The 18,073-nt window shown below is 72.1% G+C and carries 18 protein-coding genes; 13 read left to right on the top strand and 5 right to left on the bottom strand.

What is annotated here, in order from left to right; translation table 11 throughout:
• The first annotated feature begins 81 nt into the window (after positions 1-81).
• The 7 genes from ACOBQB_RS12250 (at position 82) to ACOBQB_RS12220 (ending at position 5,630) form a co-directional block, all read left to right on the top strand.
• Positions 82-702, top strand: a complete 621-nt coding sequence (locus ACOBQB_RS12250) for a TetR/AcrR family transcriptional regulator (protein ID WP_423591357.1) — start codon at positions 82-84, stop codon at positions 700-702.
• Positions 703-901: 199 nt separating this feature from the next.
• Positions 902-1,204, top strand: a complete 303-nt coding sequence (locus tag ACOBQB_RS12245; protein WP_223772826.1) for an urease subunit gamma — start codon at positions 902-904, stop codon at positions 1,202-1,204.
• 15 nt (positions 1,205-1,219) lie between these two features.
• Positions 1,220-1,564: an urease subunit beta gene (locus ACOBQB_RS12240; RefSeq protein WP_423591355.1), complete on the top strand. Its 345-nt coding sequence runs from the start codon at positions 1,220-1,222 to the stop codon at positions 1,562-1,564.
• A complete protein-coding gene (locus ACOBQB_RS12235) occupies positions 1,557-3,278 on the top strand; it encodes an urease subunit alpha (RefSeq protein ID WP_423591353.1) in 1,722 nt (573 codons plus the stop codon). Before ACOBQB_RS12240 ends, ACOBQB_RS12235 begins: the two co-directional genes overlap by 8 nt.
• Positions 3,279-3,307: 29 nt before the next feature.
• On the top strand, positions 3,308-3,982 hold the full coding sequence (locus tag ACOBQB_RS12230) for an urease accessory protein UreF (protein WP_423591351.1): 675 nt from the start codon (positions 3,308-3,310) through the stop codon (positions 3,980-3,982).
• A 104-nt stretch (positions 3,983-4,086) separates the two neighbouring features.
• The gene (gene ureG, locus ACOBQB_RS12225) at positions 4,087-4,770 is read left to right on the top strand and encodes an urease accessory protein UreG (protein WP_423591350.1); all 684 of its coding nucleotides are present in this window, start codon (positions 4,087-4,089) and stop codon (positions 4,768-4,770) included.
• Complete coding sequence (locus ACOBQB_RS12220) at positions 4,752-5,630, top strand: urease accessory protein UreD (RefSeq protein ID WP_423591348.1); 879 nt, start codon at positions 4,752-4,754, stop codon at positions 5,628-5,630. The genes ureG and ACOBQB_RS12220 overlap by 19 nt, the downstream gene beginning before the upstream one ends.
• Positions 5,631-5,632: 2 nt before the next feature.
• Here the strand turns inward: ACOBQB_RS12220 and ACOBQB_RS12215 are convergent, their stop codons facing one another.
• Complete coding sequence (locus tag ACOBQB_RS12215; RefSeq protein WP_423591346.1) at positions 5,633-6,430, bottom strand: SAM-dependent methyltransferase; 798 nt, start codon at positions 6,428-6,430, stop codon at positions 5,633-5,635.
• Between the two features lie 215 nt (positions 6,431-6,645).
• On the opposite strand from ACOBQB_RS12215, the gene ACOBQB_RS12210 reads away from it, so the two are divergent.
• On the top strand, positions 6,646-7,506 hold the full coding sequence (locus tag ACOBQB_RS12210) for an endonuclease/exonuclease/phosphatase family protein (protein WP_423591345.1): 861 nt from the start codon (positions 6,646-6,648) through the stop codon (positions 7,504-7,506).
• Positions 7,507-7,580: 74 nt separating this feature from the next.
• Positions 7,581-8,408, top strand: coding sequence for a restriction endonuclease (locus ACOBQB_RS12205; RefSeq protein WP_423591343.1), 828 nt, complete (start codon positions 7,581-7,583; stop codon positions 8,406-8,408).
• Here ACOBQB_RS12205 and ACOBQB_RS12200 read toward each other — a convergent pair.
• Positions 8,395-8,916 (bottom strand): hypothetical protein, encoded by a 522-nt coding sequence (locus tag ACOBQB_RS12200; RefSeq protein WP_423591341.1) that lies wholly within the window; start codon positions 8,914-8,916, stop codon positions 8,395-8,397. The genes ACOBQB_RS12205 and ACOBQB_RS12200 overlap by 14 nt on opposite strands.
• A 292-nt stretch (positions 8,917-9,208) precedes the next feature.
• Here ACOBQB_RS12200 and lanKC point away from each other — a divergent pair, with 292 nt between their 5' ends.
• The 4 genes from lanKC (at position 9,209) to ACOBQB_RS12180 (ending at position 15,584) form a co-directional block, all read left to right on the top strand.
• Positions 9,209-11,779 carry a class III lanthionine synthetase LanKC gene (gene lanKC / locus ACOBQB_RS12195; RefSeq protein ID WP_423591339.1) on the top strand — a complete coding sequence of 857 codons (2,571 nt, stop codon included), beginning with the start codon at positions 9,209-9,211 and terminating at the stop codon, positions 11,777-11,779.
• 23 nt (positions 11,780-11,802) lie between these two features.
• A complete protein-coding gene (locus ACOBQB_RS12190; RefSeq protein ID WP_423591338.1) occupies positions 11,803-11,919 on the top strand; it encodes a SapB/AmfS family lanthipeptide in 117 nt (38 codons plus the stop codon).
• A gap of 81 nt (positions 11,920-12,000) precedes the next feature.
• Entirely contained in the window at positions 12,001-13,785 is a 1,785-nt protein-coding gene (locus ACOBQB_RS12185; protein ID WP_423591337.1) for an ABC transporter ATP-binding protein, read from the top strand.
• Positions 13,782-15,584, top strand: coding sequence for an ABC transporter ATP-binding protein (locus tag ACOBQB_RS12180; protein WP_423591335.1), 1,803 nt, complete (start codon positions 13,782-13,784; stop codon positions 15,582-15,584). Before ACOBQB_RS12185 ends, ACOBQB_RS12180 begins: the two co-directional genes overlap by 4 nt.
• On the opposite strand, the gene ACOBQB_RS12175 is transcribed toward ACOBQB_RS12180, so the two are convergent.
• The 3 genes from ACOBQB_RS12175 to ACOBQB_RS12165 form a co-directional block, all read right to left on the bottom strand.
• Positions 15,553-16,158 carry a response regulator transcription factor gene (locus ACOBQB_RS12175; RefSeq protein ID WP_423591334.1) on the bottom strand — a complete coding sequence of 202 codons (606 nt, stop codon included), beginning with the start codon at positions 16,156-16,158 and terminating at the stop codon, positions 15,553-15,555. The two genes, ACOBQB_RS12180 and ACOBQB_RS12175, sit on opposite strands and share 32 nt — an antisense overlap.
• Positions 16,159-16,297: 139 nt before the next feature.
• Positions 16,298-17,389: an endonuclease/exonuclease/phosphatase family protein gene (locus ACOBQB_RS12170; protein WP_423598436.1), complete on the bottom strand. Its 1,092-nt coding sequence runs from the start codon at positions 17,387-17,389 to the stop codon at positions 16,298-16,300.
• Positions 17,390-17,454: 65 nt separating this feature from the next.
• Complete coding sequence (locus ACOBQB_RS12165) at positions 17,455-18,027, bottom strand: M15 family metallopeptidase (RefSeq protein ID WP_423591332.1); 573 nt, start codon at positions 18,025-18,027, stop codon at positions 17,455-17,457.
• Between the last annotated feature and the right edge of the window lie 46 nt (positions 18,028-18,073).

Here is an 18,073-nt window from a genome sequence, read left to right as displayed (position 1 = left end):
CGTTCGTTTTACAGGGTGCGGCCACTGTCCTGCGGCGTGGTGCGGTTGTCAAGAAGGAATGTTCGTTTTACGTTTGGGCGCATGGCTCGCGTATCCCAGGAACACCTCGACGCCCGACGGCGGCAGATTCTCGACGGCGCCGCGCTCCGCTTCGCGCGCAACGGCTTTCACGCCACGTCGATGCAGGACGTCCTGAAGGAAGTGGGCCTCTCGGCGGGCGCCGTCTACCGCTACTTCGCCGGCAAGGATGAGCTGATCACGGCGATCGTCTCCGAGGTGCTCACGGACATCAAAGGCATCTTCGACGTCGCCGCCCGCCAGAGTCCGCCGCTCCCGCCCGACGTCCTGCTGGGCCGCGTGGTCACCCAAGTCCTCGACCTGAGGCCCGGCATGAGGGTGGACGGGACCTCGTACTTCCCCCGGCTGATGATCCAGGTCTGGACGGAGACCCTCCGCAACGACGAACTGGCGGCCGTCATGGCCGGGGTCTACGCCGATGTGCGCGCCGCGTGGGTGAAGGTCGTCGAGGCCTACCAGGAAGCGGGCATGATGCGCGCCGACGTGCCCGCCGACCACGTCGCGCGCACGATGATCGCGGTGGTGCAGGGATTCGCGGCGCAGTACGCCCTCTTCGAGGGAGTGAGCGTCGAGGCGCTCCAAGAGGGCCTCGGGGCATTGCTGGGTATGGCGCAGGCCAGCTGACGGTCATGGGCCGGTCAACGGCTGGTTAACCTCGTTGAAACTCCTCCCAACTACCCTCCCGTCCCACGCCACCAGGGGTTTTCGTAACCAGGGTGCGCAAGATCGCGCGCATTCGCTGTGTGTTACATCTATACCCGTCGCGGTGGCCGCGGCAGCCGGACCCCGAACGGTTCGGAGCGAGGACTGTGAGGTGGGACGCGTGCAATTGACGCCGCACGAGCAGGAGAGACTGCTCATCCATGTGGCCGCGGACGTGGCCGAGAAGCGAAGGGCGCGGGGGCTGCTGCTCAACCACCCCGAGGCGATCGCCCTCATCACCTCCCACATCCTGGAAGGCGCACGGGACGGCCGTACCGTCGCCGAGCTGATGTCGTCGGGGCGCAAGGTGCTCACCCGGGACGACGTCATGGCGGGCATCCCGGAGATGATCCACGACGTCCAGGTCGAGGCCACCTTCCCGGACGGCACGAAGCTCGTCACCGTCCACGACCCGATCGTCTGACGGAGCCGGCGCCTCATGCATGCCGCCACGCACGGCACAGGTCAGGGACTCGTCCCCGGCGAGATCCTCTTCGCCGACGAGTCCGTCCCCTTCAATGAGGGCCGCGAGGCCACCCGCCTCACCGTCCTCAACGCCGCCGACCGCCCCGTCCAGGTCGGCTCCCACTACCACTTCGCCGAGGCCAACCCGGGTCTGGACTTCGACCGCGGCGCCGCGCACGGAAAGCGGCTCAACATCGCCGCCGGAACCGCCGTGCGCTTCGAGCCCGGAATCCCCGTCGACGTCGAACTCGTCCCGCTCGCCGGCAAGCGCGTCGTGCCCGGCCTGCGCGGCGAGACCGGAGGTGCCCTCGATGCCTGAGCTGTCCCGTGCCGCGTACGCCGACCTGTTCGGTCCCACGACCGGCGACCGGATCCGGCTCGCCGACACCGACCTGCTGATCGAGATCGAGGAGGACCGCGCGGGCGGTCCCGGCCGCTCCGGTGACGAGTCGGTGTTCGGCGGCGGCAAGGTCATCCGCGAGTCGATGGGCCAGTCCCGCACCACGCGCGCCGAAGGCGCCCCCGACACCGTCATCACGGGCGCGGTGATCATCGACCACTGGGGGGTCGTCAAGGCCGACGTCGGCATCCGCGACGGCCGCGTCACCGGCATCGGCAAGTCCGGTAACCCGGACACCATGGACGGCGTCCACCCCGACCTCGTCATCGGACCCGAGACCGAGGTCATCGCGGGCAACGGCAAGATCCTCACCGCGGGCGGCATCGACACCCACATCCACTTCATCTCGCCGACCATCGTCGACGAGGCCCTCGCCTCCGGCGTCACCACGCTCTTCGGCGGCGGCACGGGCCCCGCCGAGGGCAGCAAGGCGACCACGATCACCCCGGGCGCCTGGCACCTGGCACGGATGTTCGCGGCCATGGAGTCCAGCCCCGTCAACATCGGCTTCCTCGGCAAGGGCAACACCGTCTCCGCCGAGTCGATGCACGCCCAGCTCCGCGCCGGTGCCGTCAGCTTCAAGATCCACGAGGACTGGGGCGCGACGCCCGCCGTCATCGACGCCTGCCTGAACGTGTGCGAGGAGACCGGTGCCCAACTCGCCGTCCACACCGACACCTTGAACGAGGCCGGCTTCGTCCAGGCCACCTTCGACGCGGTCGCGGGCCGCACCCTGCACGCCTTCCACGTCGAGGGCGCGGGCGGCGGACACGCCCCCGACATGATCACGGCCGTCTCGCTGCCCAACATGCTGCCGAGCTCGACCAACCCGACCAGGCCGCACACCGTGAACACCGTCGAGGAGCACCTCGACATGCTGATGGTCTGCCACCACCTGAACCCGGCCGTCCCCGAGGACCTGGCCTTCGCCGAGTCCCGCATCCGCCCCACGACGATCGGCGCGGAGGACATCCTCCACGACCTCGGCGCCATCTCGATCATGTCCTCGGACTCCCAGGCCATGGGCCGCATCGGCGAGGTCATCATGCGTACGTGGCAGACCGCGCACGTGATGAAGCGGCGCCGCGGCTTCCTGCCGGGGGACACCCGCGCCGACAACCACCGCGCGCGTCGCTATGTCGCCAAGTACACGATCAACGCGGCCGTCGCGCAGGGCATCGACCACGAGGTCGGCTCGGTCGAGACCGGCAAACTCGCCGACCTCGTGCTGTGGGACCCGGCGTTCTTCGGCGTCAAGCCGCAGGTCGTCCTCAAGGGCGGACAGATCGCGTACGCGCAGATGGGCGACGCCAACGCCTCCATCCCGACCCCGCAGCCGGTCCTGCCACGCCGCATGTACGGGGCGCACGGCAAGGCCCCCGGGCTCAACTCGGTCAACTTCGTGACCCAGGCTGCCCTGGACGACGGGCTCCCGGAACGCCTCGGCCTGGAGAAGGAGTTCCTTGCCATCCGCTCCACGCGCGGCCGCTCCAAGGCGGACATGCGCGAGAACGACGCGCTGCCCCGTGTGGAGGTCGCCCCCGACAGCTTCGCCGTCACCATCGACGGCGAACTGGTCGAGCCGTCACCCGCCGCCGAACTGCCCCTCGCGCAGCGGTACTTCCTCTTCTGACGGCCTCGACGGAATCCGGCGACGATCACATGTCACGCGCAGCGCTCCTCGTCCTGGCCGACGGCCGCTTCCCCGCCGGCGGGCACGCCCACTCCGGCGGGGCCGAAGCGGCCGTCAAGGCGGGCCGGATCACCGGGGCCGCGAGTCTGGAGGCCTTCTGCCGAGGGCGGCTCCACACCAGCGGCCTGGCGGCGGCGGCCCTCGCGGCGGCCGCCGCACTCGGCGTGGACCCGATCGCCCTGGACGAGGCGGCCGACGCCCGCACCCCCTCGCCCGCCCTGCGGACGGCGGCGCGGCGGCTCGGGCGGCAGTTGATGCGGGCCGCCCGCGCCACCTGGCCGCACCCCGAACTCGACGCCCTGGCCCGGCAGTTCCCCAAGGGCGCCCATCAGCCGGTCGTCCTCGGACTCACCGCCCGCGCCGCCGGCCTCGGCCCCGACGACGCCGCGTACTGCTCGGCGTACGAAGGAGTCAGCGGCCCGGCGACCGCCACGGTCCGGCTGCTGAGCCTCGACCCCTTCGACGCCACGGCGGTCCTGGCGCGGCTCGCCCCCGATCTCGACCGGGTCGCGCGGGACGCGGTCGAGGCGGCGGAACGCACCGCCGCCGAGGGCGTCGACGCGCTGCCCGCGGCTTCGGCCCCGCTCCTGGAGATCGGCGCGGAGGCGCACGCGGCGTGGCCGGTGCGGTTGTTCGCGTCGTAGCACAGCACCGCCCTGGGGGCTCCGCCCCCAGGCCCCCATCGGCCTGACGGCCTCGTCCTCAAACGCCGGACGGGCTGAACGGGCCCCGACCATTGGAGTCATCCATGCACCTCGACCACTCCCACGACGGCCCCGCAGCGGTCAGCGCCGACGCCGTCCGCCCCGACGGACGCCGCCGCGCGCTGCGCATCGGACTCGGTGGCCCCGTCGGTTCCGGCAAGACCGCGACCGTCGCCGCCCTGTGCCACGCGCTGCGCGACCAGCTCTCCCTGGCCGTCGTCACCAACGACATCTACACCCGCGAGGACGCGGAGTTCCTGCTCCGCGAGGCCGTCCTGCCGCCCGAGCGGATCACCGCCGTGGAGACCGGCGCCTGCCCGCACACCGCGATCCGTGACGACATCTCCGCCAACCTGGAGGCCGTGGAGGACCTGGAGGACGAGGTCGGGCCGCTCGACCTGATCCTCGTCGAGTCCGGCGGCGACAACCTCACCGCCACCTTCTCCAAGGGGCTCATCGACGCGCAGATCTTCGTCATCGACGTCGCGGGCGGCGACGACATCCCGCGCAAGGGCGGCCCCGGCGTCACCACCGCCGACCTCCTCGTCGTCAACAAGACCGACCTCGCCCCGTACGTCGGCTCCGACCTCGCCCGGATGGCCGCGGACGCCAAGGCACAGCGCGCCGAACTCCCGGTCATCTTCCAGTCGTTGCGGTCCGACGAGGGTGTCGGGCCGGTCGCCGCCTGGGTGCGCGAGCAGTACACGGCATGGACCGCGTCGGCGTGACGGTCGACCTCGCTCCACAGGACGACACGCACGGCCTGCGAGGCGGTACGCGGGGCCTCCGGGCCGGTGTGCGGGGCCTCCGGAGCGGCACGGCATCGAGGGGCGGTGCCGGTCTGCGGGCCACCGCCCGTATCGAGGCCCGCGCGGACGGCCGTGGCGGCACCGCCCTGCCCGTGCTCGACGGGGAGGGCCCGCTCGCCCTGCGCCGCACCCGCTCGACCGGCCCGGCGGCGCGCGTCACGCTGGTCGGCGCGATGAGCGGCCCCCTCGGCGGCGACCACCTCACCGTCGAGGCCACCGCGCACGCGGGCTCCGCGCTGCACATCACCACGGCCGCGGCGACCCTCGCACTGCCCGGCCAGGACAGGGAGCCGGCGCGCTACGACGTACGCGTCTCCGTGGCCGAGGACGCCGAACTGCACTGGCTGCCGGAGCAGTTGATCTCCGTGCGCGACAGTGAGCTGCGGGTCACGACGCGCGCGGATCTCGCCGCGGGGGCCCGCCTCGTGCTGCGCGAGGAGCAGGTGCTCGGCCGGACCGGCGAGGCTTCCGGCCGCCTGACCAGCCGCCTCACCGTGCGCCGCGCGGGCACGCTCCTGCTCGACCAGGAACTGTCGTGCGGTCCCGGAGCCCCGGGTGGCTGGGACGGCCCCGCGGTCCTCGCGGGGCACCGTGCCGTGGGGCAACTCATCGTCGTACGACCGGAGTTCGAGCAGCGCAGACCCAAGCCCGCGCCGCTGGGGGAGTGGGCGGCGCTCACACCGCTGGCGGGACCCGGCGTCCTGGTCACCGCCGTCGCTCCGGACGCCCTGCGAGTGCGCCGCACGCTGGACGAGGCCTTGCGCGATCTCCTCGCGTGACGTCACGGGACCCGCGCCACGCCGACCCATCCGGCCCGCAGGGTCAGTGATCCCGGCATGGCCGCGTCCGGCTTCCACTTCGGCCACGGAACGAAGCCGGGATCGACGAGTTCAAGGCCGTCGAAAAGGGAGACCGTCTGCTCCGGGCCGCGCAGAATGTAGGGAATCGCACCGGAGTTGTTGTATTCCTCCTGCACGCTGCGGTGCAGTTCGTCATCGGCATCGGAATGGGTCAATGAGACGTAACTCCCCGAGGGAAGACCTGCCACCAGCCCGCGCACCAGAGTCAACACGTCTTCCCACGGGTCGATATGGCCCAGTACGTCATTGATCACGAGACCGATGGGCCGGGACATGTCCAGCGTTTTCGCCGCGCCCCGAAGAATCGTGTCGGTGTCGCGCATGTCCGCCAGGACATAGTCCGTCGCGCCTTCGGGGGAGCTCTGGAGAAGTGTGTCGACATGCATGAGGACGATCGGGTCGTGGTCCACATAGACCACCCGGCTGTCCGGCGCTATGCGCTGAGCGATCTCGTGGGTGTTGTTGGCCGTGGGCAGCCCGGCGCCCACGTCCAGGAACTGCTTGACGCCTTGCCGCGCCATCCAGGTCACGGAGCGGCGCAGCACGTCGCGTGACTCCCGGGCCATCGGGACGATCAGCGGAAACTTCTCCTTATACGCGTCACCGGCCTGCTGGTCGGCTGCGTAATGGTCCTTGCCGCCCAGCCAGTAGTTCCAGACGCGTGCGCTGTGCGGGAGGGACGTGTCTATGTCGCGGAGATCTGCCGGTTCACTGCTCACTGATAAGTGCCTCTCTCGATGGACAAGGGCGACGGTCCTGGCGCGGGCCACCGCGACCGGGCCGGGAACACATTGTGCCGATCACTGCCAACGGCGTATCGGATTCGGGGAAATCGGACTTCACCGAGGGGCCGTTGCCATGGCGGCGCCCCGTCCCCATAACCTCGTGCGGGGAGGCGCCATGTGATGCGATGTGTCTCCACTTCGAGGAGGCGATGGTGACCGGAAGAGGCGCGCGATGGTTCGCGGGCGCCCTGATCGTGGCCTGCATGACGCTCGTCGGTCCCAGCGCGCCGAAGGGCACCCTCTTCACCAGGCCGCTGCCCGCCGGCGCCCCCGAGGATGTCGTGCCGAACCGGGTCATGACGTGGAACATCTGCAACCCCTGCAACGAAAGCGGGCAGAACCTCGGCCGTGCGGCGGACATCGCCACGTACGCGCCCCAGGTCATCGGCATGCAAGAAGCGTGCGTGCGGGACGTCAAGAGGATCCGGGACCATCTGGAGTACCAGTACGGGCTGGTCTACCACGTCGAGTACGGGTCGGTTCTCCGCAGCTGGAGCCGCTGCGGTGGACTGCCGTGGCGGCCGGGCGGCTTCGGCCAGGCCATCCTCTCGGCGGCACCGATGACGGACCGGGTGAGCGTGGAATACCCCGACGGCGGATCCGAGGACCGCGGATACATGGCGGTCACCACCACTGTGGACGGCCGGTCCGTCCGCGTCTTCAACACCCACCTCGCCCAACGGCGCCAGGAAGATGTCCGCGCGGAACAGGCCGGCGTACTCGCCGCGGTCGTCGCCCGGCACGACCGCGCGATCGTTCTCGGTGACTTCAACGCCGTGCCGCAGGCCCCGGAACTCGCCGAGATGTGGGCGGTGGCCGCGGACGCCGACCCTCAGTGCCGTGCCTCGGACACCGCTGAGGGCACCTGCGAGGTGACCACCGACTGGTACAGCAAGTTCGACTACATCTTCCTGCGGGACATCGCCCCGGTCGGACACGGTGTGCGGCTGACGCGGTTCTCGGACCACAATATGTTCCACGCCGACGTGGACCTGAGCGATCCGACGTAGGCGGTATCGGGTCCCCTCTGCGCCGCCTCCGGCGATGATCTTTTGAGGGCGGGGTTCCAGGGCACGCGTACGGAATGACCGTACCCTCACGCCCGGCGCCACGCGTGGCCCGTGGGCGCTTCGAGCGCTTCGACCTGCGCGCGAACGCCCTGTTCTTCGTCCTGCTCGCGATCCTCCTGTGCGTCATCGTGTTCCTGGTCCGCACCGCGGCGAACATCGTCGAGAGCCGCCCGCTGTGGGCCGGTGTACTCCTCGTGGTGGCGCTCGCCACCGTCCCGCTGTGCCGGTCCAGGTGGCGCCGCTTCTCCGCCGCGAGGTACGCGCGGCGCGCCGCCGAGGTCCTGGAGGAGGCGGCGGAGCAGGCGTCCGACAGCCTCGGCGCGGCGGAGGGCGAGGCGAGGCCGGCGCCGGGCGGCGAGGAGGCGACCGCGCTCCTCGACCCGCCGCTCGCCTGCGACAACGCCTACGAGCATGCCTGCGACAACGCCTACGAGCCCGCCTATGACTACGCCGCGCTCGATCCCGACGGCTTCGAGGAGGCCATAGCGGAACTGTGCTCCCGCGACGCGTGCCACGACGTGCAAGTCGTCGGAGGAGCATGCGACTTGGGGGCGGACGTCATAGCGTTGACCGCCGACGGGCGGCGGATCGTCATCCAGTGCAAGCGTTACGGCGAAGGCAACCGGGTCGGCTCGCAGGACCTGCAACGCTTCGGAGGGACCTGCTTCACCGTCCACGAGGCCGACGTGGCCGCACTCGTCACGACGAGCGACTTCACCGCTCCCGCCCTGGATTACGCGCAGCAGTGCGGCATAGTCTGCGTCGACGGCGAGGCCCTGGAAGCCTGGCGCGACGGCACGGGGCCGAGCCCTTGGGAGCGGGCGGGCGTCATCGAGGTCTGACCACGGGGCGGGAGGCCAGGGCGAAGGCGGCGGACCGTAGTCGGGTCCGCCACTCCTCTTCGTCGAGCCCCAGCGTGTATTCGAGGCAACACGTGCAGGGCGGGAGCAGCGCCACGAACGCCCGTTCCTCCGCGCTCTCGACCTCCGTCTGCCACCAGCCGTCCGACGCCAGCTCGGCAAGACCTGTCTCCCCGGCGACGAACCTCACGGCCAGCGCGCGAAGCGCGTGACGCTGAGCCTGGCCGTGATCGGGCAGCGCGATGCCCACTTCCGGGAGAGCCTGCTCGAACGCGTCGCGGATGTCCCGCGGGTCCGCGTTGCACGGCATGCCGGCCAGCTCGACGAGCGTCGGACCGTCCAACCCTGCCGCGAGCGCCTCGGCGGCGGCCATCGGCAGGTCTTCCGGACGCATCCAACCCACCTGACAGCGCCACGCCGCCTCCTCCAGTGGCAGGTGTGCGTAGAGCCGGGAAGGGCCGGGTGCGGAGGTGTCTTCTGTCGCTGCCATGGTTCATACCCTACGAGCGGATGTGCGGCCTGCTCGGGCCGACGGCTGTACCGCTCCCGGACACCGCCCGCCATCGCGAGGTGTCACGATTCTCCCACGTCACGGCACCGCCGTGTGATTTTCACGGGTATCGCGTGACAGTGAGTGGTGTTCCGCACCGGAGAATTCTGGGAGAGTCGCAGGTAAGCGGTGCTCCGGCGAGTGCGGAAGCGACCTTTCCCCCCGCCCCGGCGCCGCACGCGCGACACAACCGCTTCAGGGGCTTACCCGCCCCGGAAGGGGAAGGCCACCAGTGGACAAGCGCTACGAGGTCTACTGCCTCATGGACGCGCATTTCTACGACACCCCGGCCCGCGCCCGTGGTGGAGAGACCACCTTCGCGCAGGCCCGGCGTCCGGCTCCGGACACGTGGCGGCGCTCCGAACTCGAGGACTGGGTGGTGCTCCGTCCCGAGGGAGCCGAACTTCCCCGCCAGGGCTGGAAGATCCACGTTTCGGCGTGTCTCGACAACGCGGCGCACATCCTCACCGACGTCTGGGACCACTGCGTCCCGCGCCGCATCCCCTTCAAGTTCCTGCCCGGCAAGGACGAGCTGCTGCTCGCCAACGCCAAATACGCGCACCGGGGAGCGAGCGGCAAGTTCGTGACGATCTACCCCGCCGGCGAGGAGCAGCTGGAGCGGGTCCTCACCGAACTCGGCACGGTCCTCGCGGGGCCGGGCCCGTACATCCTGAGCGACCTGCGCTGGGGCGAAGGGCCGCTGTACGTGCGGTACGGGGCCTTCGCCGAGCGCTACTGCGTCTCACCCGCCGGGACGGTCGAACTCGCGATCGAGGACGGTGACGGCCGGCTGGTGCCGGACGTCCGGGGGCCGACCTTCCAGGTGCCCGAGTGGGTCGAGTTGCCCGGTTTCCTCGCCCCCCACCTGGCGGCGCGGGGCGGCGCGCGGGTCGCCGACCTGCCGTACCGCCTCAAGAGCGCCCTGCACTTCTCCAACAGCGGCGGCTTGTACGCCGGTGAGGACGCGCGCACCGGCGAGCGCGTGGTGCTGAAGGAGGCCCGGCCGTACGCGGGCCTCACCGCGGACGGCCGGGACGCGGTGGCCAGGCTGGCCCGCGAACGGGAGACCCTGGAGCGATTGAGCGGCCTCGACTGCGTACCGGCACTGCGCGATCACTTCGTGATGGGGGAGCACCACTTCCTGGTCGAGGAGTTCGTCGAGGGCAAGGAACTCAACCACCTCTTCGTGGAGCGCTACCCCCTGACCCGGCTGGGCGCCGACGAGGCGGTGACGGCGGACTACACGTCGTGGGCCATCGGAGTCCACGACCGCGTGGAGCGGGCCGTCACGCGGATCCACGAACGCGGTGTGGTCATCGGTGACCTCCAGCCGTCGAACATCATCGTCCGCCCGGACGGCGGCGTGGTGCTGATCGACTTCGAGGGCGCGGCGGACGTGTCGCAGGAGCGGGCGCAGTCCCTCGGCGCCCTGGGATTCACCGCACCGCCCGAACGGCGTGGCACCGCCGTCGACGACTACGCCCTGGCCTGCCTCAAGCTCTTTCTCTTCATGCCGCTGACCTCCCTGTTCTCCATCGACCCCGGCAAGGCGGGACAGCTCGCCCGGGAGGCGGCGCGCACGTTCCCGGTCCCCGACGGCTTCTTCGACACGGCGGTACGGACCATCACCGGCGCCGACGGGGACACGCGTGCGGAGCCCCGGATCCGGCCCGACGCCGAAGGCTGGGCGGAGGTCCGGCAGTCACTGGCCGACGGCATCCTCGCGGAGGCCACGCCCGAGCGGGACGACCGGCTCTTCCCCGGCGACATCGAGCAGTTCGCCACGCCGGGCGGCGGCCTCGGCATCGCGTACGGCGCGGCCGGCGTGCTGTACGCGCTCGACGTGACCGGTGCCGGCCGCCATGCCGACCACGAGGAGTGGCTGATCCGGCGGGCACTGCACCCCGAGCAGGGAACCCGCCTCGGGTTCTACGACGGCCTGCACGGCGTCGCGTACGTACTCCACCACCTCGGCCACCGGCGTGAGGCGCTGAAAATCCTGGACCAGTGCGCGGGCGAACGCTGGAAGGAACTCGGCCTCGACCTCCAGGGCGGGTTGTCGGGCATCGGTCTGAACCTCCTGCACTTCGCGTCGGCCACCGGGGACCCCGCCCTGCACGACGCGGCCCGGGACGCGGTGGACGCCGTGGCCGCCCGCCTGGGACCGGCCGACTCCGTACCGGAGGTCAGCGGCGGCCTCCACCCCTACGCCGGCCTGATGCGCGGTTCGGCCGGGCCCGCGCTGCTCCTCCTGCGGTGGTACGAACACACGGGCGACCCCGCGTTCCTCGACCTGGCCGCCACGGCCCTCCGGCAGGACCTGCGCCGGTGCGTCGTACGCGAGGAGGGCGAGATGGAGGTCAACGAGGGCTGGCGGACGATGCCCTACCTCGCCGACGGAAGCGTGGGCATCGGACTCGTCCTCGACGACTACCTCGGCCACCGGGAGGACGACCGGTTCCGTACGGCCTCGGCGGCGATCCGCCGGGCCGCCGAGGGCGGGTTCTACATCGAACCGGGCCTCTTCCACGGTCTGGCCGGGATGATCCTGTACCTCAGCCGCGCACACCCCGCGGGAACCGCGGCCCGGTGCGATCCGGTGGTCGCCGAACACATCCGACGGCTGGCGCGGTACGCCGTGGTCCACCGGGGTCACCTCGTCTTCCCTGGCGAGGAGTTGCTGCGGCTCTCCCTGGACCTGGGCTCGGGCAGCGCCGGGGTGCTGCTGGCGCTCGGCGCCGCCCTGCACGACGCCCCCGTACAACTGCCCTTCCTCGGACAACTGCCGTCCCCGGACAAGTAACAGCGGAAAGGAGGTGACAGGACATGACGATCCTCGACCTGCAAGGCATGGACCTGCCGGACAGCGCTTCACCGCCGCCCGGCAGCCGGGCCAGCAAGCAGTGCAGCGGCGCGAGCAGGTACAGCCTGCTCATCTGTTGACACCCGCCGGGGCGGGGGCGTCGAGCGCGTCCCCGCCCCCTTTCTGTGTCCGTACTTCTGCGTCCGTACCGGGAGGCGTCCATGGACCGACGCGCCGCGGGCCCGCGCCCCGCGGGTCGGCCTGCCGCGGACCGGCTGCTGCTGGCGGCGACGCGGGCGGGCGGGCCCTGGGTGGCCGCCATGGTGGCCGTCTCACTGCTGCTCGCGGGCGTCTACACCGTGCTGCCCGCTCTGATGGGCCGTACGGTCGACGCCGTGCTCGACGACGGCGACTTCGCCCTGTGGCTGACCTTGAGCGGCGCGGCGATCGGCGTGCTGATGGTGGCCGACACGCTGGACGACTTCATGGGCAAGATGGCCGAGGCGCGTTCCACCGCGTGGCTGCGTCACACCCTGCTCAAGCACGTACTCCGCCTGGGCCCCCGGGCCGCGCGCCGGTTCACGGCCGGGGACCTGGTGAGCCGGCTCGTGGGCAACTCCGCCCGCACCGGACAGGTCGCGTCGACGCTCGTCTGGGCCCTCATGGACCTCGTGCCCCCGCTCGGCGCGATCGTGGCGCTCGCGCTGATCGACCCGTGGCTCTGCCTCACCTTCCTGGTGGGGCTGCCCGTCGTGCTGGCCGTGGTGCGCACCTTCATCCGTGACGCCTCCGGCATCAACGAGCGCTACTACGACGTGCAGGGCCAGGTCGCCGCCCGACTCGTGGACGCCCTGTCCGGCATCCGGACGATCACGGCGGCCGGAACCGTGGACCGCGAGGTGCGGCGCGTGCTCGGTCCGCTGCCGGAACTGCGCCGGCACGGATACGGGATGTGGGGCGCCCTCGCGCGGGTCTCGTCACGGGAGGCCTTGGCCATCCCCCTGCTGGAGGTCGCCGTGCTCGCCGTCGCGGGTGGGGAGCTGGCGCGCGGACGGATCACCCCGGGGCAGATGCTCGCGGCCGCCGAGTACGTGGTCCTGGCCACCGGCGTCAGCTCGCTGGTGGCGTCCGCGAACCGGCTCGCCCTGGCGCGGGGGACAGCGGGCCGCGTCGCCGAGGTGCTCGCCGAACCGCCCATGACGTACGGCGGCGAACCGCTCCCCGAAGGACCCGGGAAGCTGGAGTTCCGGGGCGTCACGGTACGGGGGCCGGACGGCGCGGCCGTACTGGAGAACCTGTGGCTGACCGTCCCGGCGGGGTCCCTGGTCGCGGTCGCCGGACGTTCCGGATCCGGCAAGTCCGTGCTGGCCGCCCTGGGCGGGCGCCTCCTCGACCCGGACGAGGGCGAGGTGCTGCTGGACGGCGCTCCGCTGCACCGGCTCGACCGGTACGCGCTGCGGCACGCGGTCGCCTACGGGTTCGAGCGGCCGGTCCTGCTCGGCGAGACCTTCGCCGACGCGATCGGATTCGGACCGGCACCCGCCGGACCGGACGAGGTGACGCGGGCGGCCGCCGCGGCGCGGGCCGACGCGTTCATCCGGCGGATGCCCGAGGGGTACGGGACGCGGCTCGCCGACGCCCCGATCTCGGGCGGCGAGGCACAACGGGTGGGGCTGGCACGGGCGTTCGTCCAGTCGGGGCGGAGCGGGCGGGTGCTGGTACTGGACGACGTCGCCGCGAGCCTCGACACCGTGACCGAACACCACATCAGCCGCGTCCTCACCGGCACGGGCGCCCTGGCGGGCCGCACCCGCCTGGTGGTCACCCACCGCGCGTCCACCGCGGCCCGGGCGGACCTCGTCGTCTGGCTGGACGCGGGCGGCGTACGCGAGCAGGGCCGCCACCGCGATCTGTGGGCGGACCCGGGGTACCGGGCCGCTTTCCAGCCCGAGCCGTCGGGGACGGACACCGCGAGGGCGGGTTCCGGTGCCGGGGGGCGGGTGTGAGCGGCGGGGCGGGTGGGCTGCTGCGGGAGTCGCTGCGCCGGCGGCGTGGTGAGTTCCTGCGCCTCACGGGGTGGTCGCTGGTGCAGGCGGTCCCCGCCTCCCTCTCCGGGTGGATGGTCGCCCGCGCCGTGGACGACGGCTTCCTCGCCGGCCGGACCGGGCAGGGCCTCGCCTGGCTGGTGGCGCTGGCCGGGGCCGTCATGGTGGGCGCCTGGGCGACGCGGCGCGTCACGCTCGGGCTCTCCGCCGTGGTGGAACCCCTCCGCGACGAGCTGGTCACCCTCGTGACGTCCGGCGCCCTGAACCGTTCCGCACAGGCGGGACGCCCCGCCGACACGGGCGGCGTGGCGCGCCTCACCGAGCATGTCGAGATCGCCCGGGAGGCGTACGGCGCGGTCGTCATGTTCGTGCAGGGCTTCGTCGTCACCGCGGCGGGCGTGCTGCTCGGCCTGGCCGCCCTGGACCCGGTCCTGCTCGTGTTCGTACTGCCGCCCCTGCTCCTGGGGCTGGCGCTGTTCGTGGGGGCGCTGAGGGCCATGGCCGGGCGGCAGCGGGACGTGGTGCTGGCCGACGAGCGGATCGCGGAGTCCGCGGGCGCGGTGACGGGTGGGCTGCGGGACGTGGCGGCGTGCGGGGCCGAGGACCTCGCACAGCGGCGGGCCGGTGAGCGGATCGACGCGGCGGCGAAGGCCACCCGGGCGCTGGCACGGGTGACGGCGGTACGGACGGCGTCCCTGGGCATCGGCGGGTGGCTGCCCCTCGTCCTCATCCTGGCGGGAGCGCCATGGCTGGTGCAGCGCGGAGTGTCGGCGGGGGCGATCCTGGGCGCGGTGACGTACGTGTCGCGGGGCCTCCAGCCGGCCTTGCAGGGGCTCGTCCAGGTGCTCGGCGGGAGCGGGCTGTGGCTGCTGGTCACCCTTTCGCGGATCGCGGAAGCGGCCGAGGGGAGCACGCCGGACACGACCGGCGCGCCGGACGGAGAACGGGCCCGCCCGGGCACAGCATCGCCGGGCGGCTCCGGCGGGGTGGAGCTGCGCGGCGTCACGTTCGGCTACGCCCGCTCCGCCGAGCCGGTGATCGACAGACTCGACCTCGTGCTGCGGCCGGGTGAGCACCTGGCCGTCGTGGGGCCGAGCGGCGCGGGGAAGTCGACGCTCGCCGCACTGGTGGCGGGGGTGCTCGAACCGCGGGCCGGGCGGATCCGGCTGGACGGCGTACCCCTCCAGGACCTCGGCACCGGCACACTCGCCCGGTACCGCGTGCTGATCCCGCAGGAGGCCTACGTCTTCGTCGGCACGCTGTGGGAGAACCTCGCCTACCTGGCGCCCGATGCCACGCCGGCGGAGGTGGACGCGGCGGTGGACGCGGTCGGCGCCCGGCCGCTCGTGGAACGGCTGGGCGGCTACGACATGCCCGCCGATCCACGGGAGCTGTCGGCCGGGGAACGCCAGTTGGTGGCCCTCGTCCGCTCCTACCTCCCCCCTGCGAGGCTGATCCTGCTGGACGAGGCGACCTGCCATCTCGACCCGGCCTCGGAGGCTCGCGCGGAGGAGGCCTTCGCCCGCCGTCCGGGCACGCTCTTCGTATGCGCGCACCGGATCAGCTCGGCACTGCGGGCCGATCGCGTCCTGGTGCTGGACGGTACGGGCACCGCCCTTGGGACACATGACGAGCTGATGGCGGGCTCCGCCCTCTACCGGGACCTCGTCGGGCACTGGGAGGTGACGGAGTCCTCGCAGGCCACGCGCTCCCTCCCGGGCTCGAACGTCACAGCCAGCCGGAGCCCCGGGCGATCCTGATCGCGTCGACGCGGTTGCGGGCGGCGACCTTGCGGGTGATCGCCGAGAGGTGGTTGCGGACGGTTCCCACGGACAGCGCCAGCCGGTCGGCGATCTCGCGTGTCGGCGCGCCTTCGGCGGCGAGCCGCAGGACTTCCCGTTCACGCGGCGTAAGGGGAGTCTCCACCGCGTCGAGCACCAGCGGCGCCAGCTCGGGGGCGATGTAGCGCTGCCCGCCGACCACCTTGCGGATACCTTCGACGAGCCGGTCGGGAGGCCCGTCCTTGCCGATGAGCCCGGGCGGCCGCAGAGCCAGCACCGTGCGCAGCCGTTCGAGCGTCGGCGCCCCCGCCACCAACAGGGTGCGGCACTCCGGGAGGCGCTCGCACATCTCGCTCGCCGTGGCGAGCGCCTCGTCGTGGCGGCCGTCGAGGTCGATGACGACCACATCCGGGCGGTACGACAGCGCTCGCGCGAGGACCAGCCCGTCGCCCCCGGGCTCCGCCACGACCTCGATGTCGTCCTCGCGGGTCAGGAGGGCGGCGATTGCTTCGCGCAGCAGCCCGTTTTCCTCGACGAGAAGAACACGGATCACTGTCGCTCCCTGCCATCGCCCCTGCTTCTGCTTCCGCCGCGGCCACTGCTTTCCGCCTCGGTCTCGGCCTCCGACGAATTATCCCTTTTATCTCCGCTTATCTCTGCTTATCCCGCTCGGCCCGTGGCCCGGTGGGCGTTCACCAGCTGATTCCGGCCGCCACCGGCAGATGATCGCTGCCGGTGGCCGACAGCACCCACGCGCTCTCCGGCCGCACGCCGCGGACCAGTATCTGGTCGATCCGCGCCACCGGGAACGTCGCCGGCCAGCTGAAGCCGAAGCCGCCCCCGGCCTCGTCCTGGACCGAGTCCATGCGCGAGGTGATGCCGCCGAGCGCACGGTCGTCCAGGGTGCCGTTCAGGTCACCGAGCAGCACCACCCGCTCGTTCGGCTCGGCGGCCAGGGCCTCGCCGAGCGCCTGGGCGTTCCTGTCCCGCGACTCCGTCGAAAAGCCGCCCCTGGGATGTACGCGTACGGAGCCCAGGTGGGCCACGTACACCGACAGCGGTCCCTGGTCAGTGGCCACCGTGGTCCGCAGCGCCCGGGTGTAGGCCATCTTGGCCTCGGCGGGCTTGGCGTCCCCCAGCGGCCCGACGTCCTGCTCGATGTCGACCGGCTCGGTGTCCGACAGCGGCAGCTTGCTCCACACCCCGACCGTGCCCTGCACCGTGTGGTGCGGGTAGGCCTTCGCCAGAGCCTTCTCGTACAGCGGCTTCGCCCGCGCGCTGATCTCCTCCAGCGCCAGCACGTCCGCGCCTGAGGCGGCCAGGTCGCCGGCGGTCCCGACGGGGTCGGGATTCTCGGCGCCGACGTTGTGGCTGACCACGGTGAGGTCACCGCCCGACCGGGACTTGTCGCCGAGCAGCCCGCCGAACAGGTTCAGCCACACGACGGCCGGCAGCAGCAGCGCGACCACCGCGGAGGCGGAGCGGCGCCACAGTGCCCCGGCCAGCAGCACCGGGACGCACAGGCCGAGCCACGGCAGGAACGTCTCCACCAGACTGCCGAGGCCCCCGCGGTCCGTGATCCGTCCGTGCAGCAGCAGGACCAGGCCCAGCAGCAGTGCCAGCACCGCGAGCACCGGCCCGCGCTTCCACGGCCCCGGCCGAAAGCCGGATGCGGACGCCCGGCGGACGGCCGCGCGCCAGGCACGACCGGAGCCGGTTCCCCGGCGGTCCGCCTCCGGATGCCCGGCCTCCGCTGTGTCCGCCGCGTCCGCCGTCTCCGTCATCCCTGTCATCCCCGTCGCCCCCGCCCGCACCATCGTCTGTCCTCGCTCCCTGTCTTCAGCGCCGGTCACCGCCGCATCCTCGGGTCCTGGGTGGGATCGGCGTAGATCCGCGGGCACCTGTCATCGATCGCCTCGGAGCGCAGTTCGTAGTGCCAGGGTTCGTTCTCGTAGATCTGGCACAGGCCGTGGCCGGCACCGTGTCGGGACAGCCACGCCGTCGCCCGCGAGGGCCCGATGTCGACCGCGTCCCCCGACACGTGAGGGGACGTCGCCGCGGTGGCCACCCATCGGGCGGCCTCCTCCTCGGAGCCGTACGTGGCCACCGCCTTGCGAAGAAGCCGGTTCTGGTACGCCGGGGAACGCCAGCCGCTGTTGACGGAGAACTCGACGCCGTCGTCCGCTGCGGCCTCTGCCGCCCGGCGGAGAGCCTTGAGCAGGCCTGGATCGAGGTTGGCCACGGCCGGAATCGAGTCGTCGAAGACCGTCGCGCCGTCGGGAACGACACCGTCGGCCTCGCCGGGCATTCCACGCGGCGCGCCGCGTGGAGCGTGCAGGGACGCGGCAGGGGAGGCCGAGGTGGACGAGGAGTGGGGTACGAGGTACCCGAGGACGGTGACGATCACCGCTGTGACGGCCATCAGGCCGACCACCGCGAGCCACCGGATCCGCCGGGCCCTCATTCGC

The organism is Streptomyces sp. G5(2025) (assembly GCF_049542075.1).
Classification (GTDB): domain Bacteria; phylum Actinomycetota; class Actinomycetes; order Streptomycetales; family Streptomycetaceae; genus Streptomyces.
The sequence above is the reverse complement of the archived record's forward strand: the minus strand, read 5'-3'. Positions and strand labels throughout refer to the sequence as shown.

Bases quoted from the DNA above. Each gene is read 5' to 3' on its own strand.
- ureG (WP_423591350.1), top strand. From the start codon at position 4,087: ATGCACCTCGACCACTCCCACGACGGCCCCGCAGCGGTCAGCGCCGAC.
- ACOBQB_RS12250 (WP_423591357.1), top strand. From the start codon at position 82: ATGGCTCGCGTATCCCAGGAACACCTCGACGCCCGACGGCGGCAGATT.
- ACOBQB_RS12210 (WP_423591345.1), top strand. From the start codon at position 6,646: ATGGTGACCGGAAGAGGCGCGCGATGGTTCGCGGGCGCCCTGATCGTG.
- ACOBQB_RS12170 (WP_423598436.1), bottom strand. From the start codon at position 17,389: ATGACGGAGACGGCGGACGCGGCGGACACAGCGGAGGCCGGGCATCCG.
- ACOBQB_RS12240 (WP_423591355.1), top strand. From the start codon at position 1,220: ATGCATGCCGCCACGCACGGCACAGGTCAGGGACTCGTCCCCGGCGAG.
- ACOBQB_RS12190 (WP_423591338.1), top strand. From the start codon at position 11,803: ATGACGATCCTCGACCTGCAAGGCATGGACCTGCCGGACAGCGCTTCA.
- ACOBQB_RS12200 (WP_423591341.1), bottom strand. From the start codon at position 8,916: ATGGCAGCGACAGAAGACACCTCCGCACCCGGCCCTTCCCGGCTCTAC.
- ACOBQB_RS12220 (WP_423591348.1), top strand. From the start codon at position 4,752: ATGGACCGCGTCGGCGTGACGGTCGACCTCGCTCCACAGGACGACACG.
- ACOBQB_RS12165 (WP_423591332.1), bottom strand. From the start codon at position 18,027: ATGGCCGTCACAGCGGTGATCGTCACCGTCCTCGGGTACCTCGTACCC.
- ACOBQB_RS12185 (WP_423591337.1), top strand. From the start codon at position 12,001: ATGGACCGACGCGCCGCGGGCCCGCGCCCCGCGGGTCGGCCTGCCGCG.
- ACOBQB_RS12205 (WP_423591343.1), top strand. From the start codon at position 7,581: ATGACCGTACCCTCACGCCCGGCGCCACGCGTGGCCCGTGGGCGCTTC.
- ACOBQB_RS12230 (WP_423591351.1), top strand. From the start codon at position 3,308: ATGTCACGCGCAGCGCTCCTCGTCCTGGCCGACGGCCGCTTCCCCGCC.
- ACOBQB_RS12235 (WP_423591353.1), top strand. From the start codon at position 1,557: ATGCCTGAGCTGTCCCGTGCCGCGTACGCCGACCTGTTCGGTCCCACG.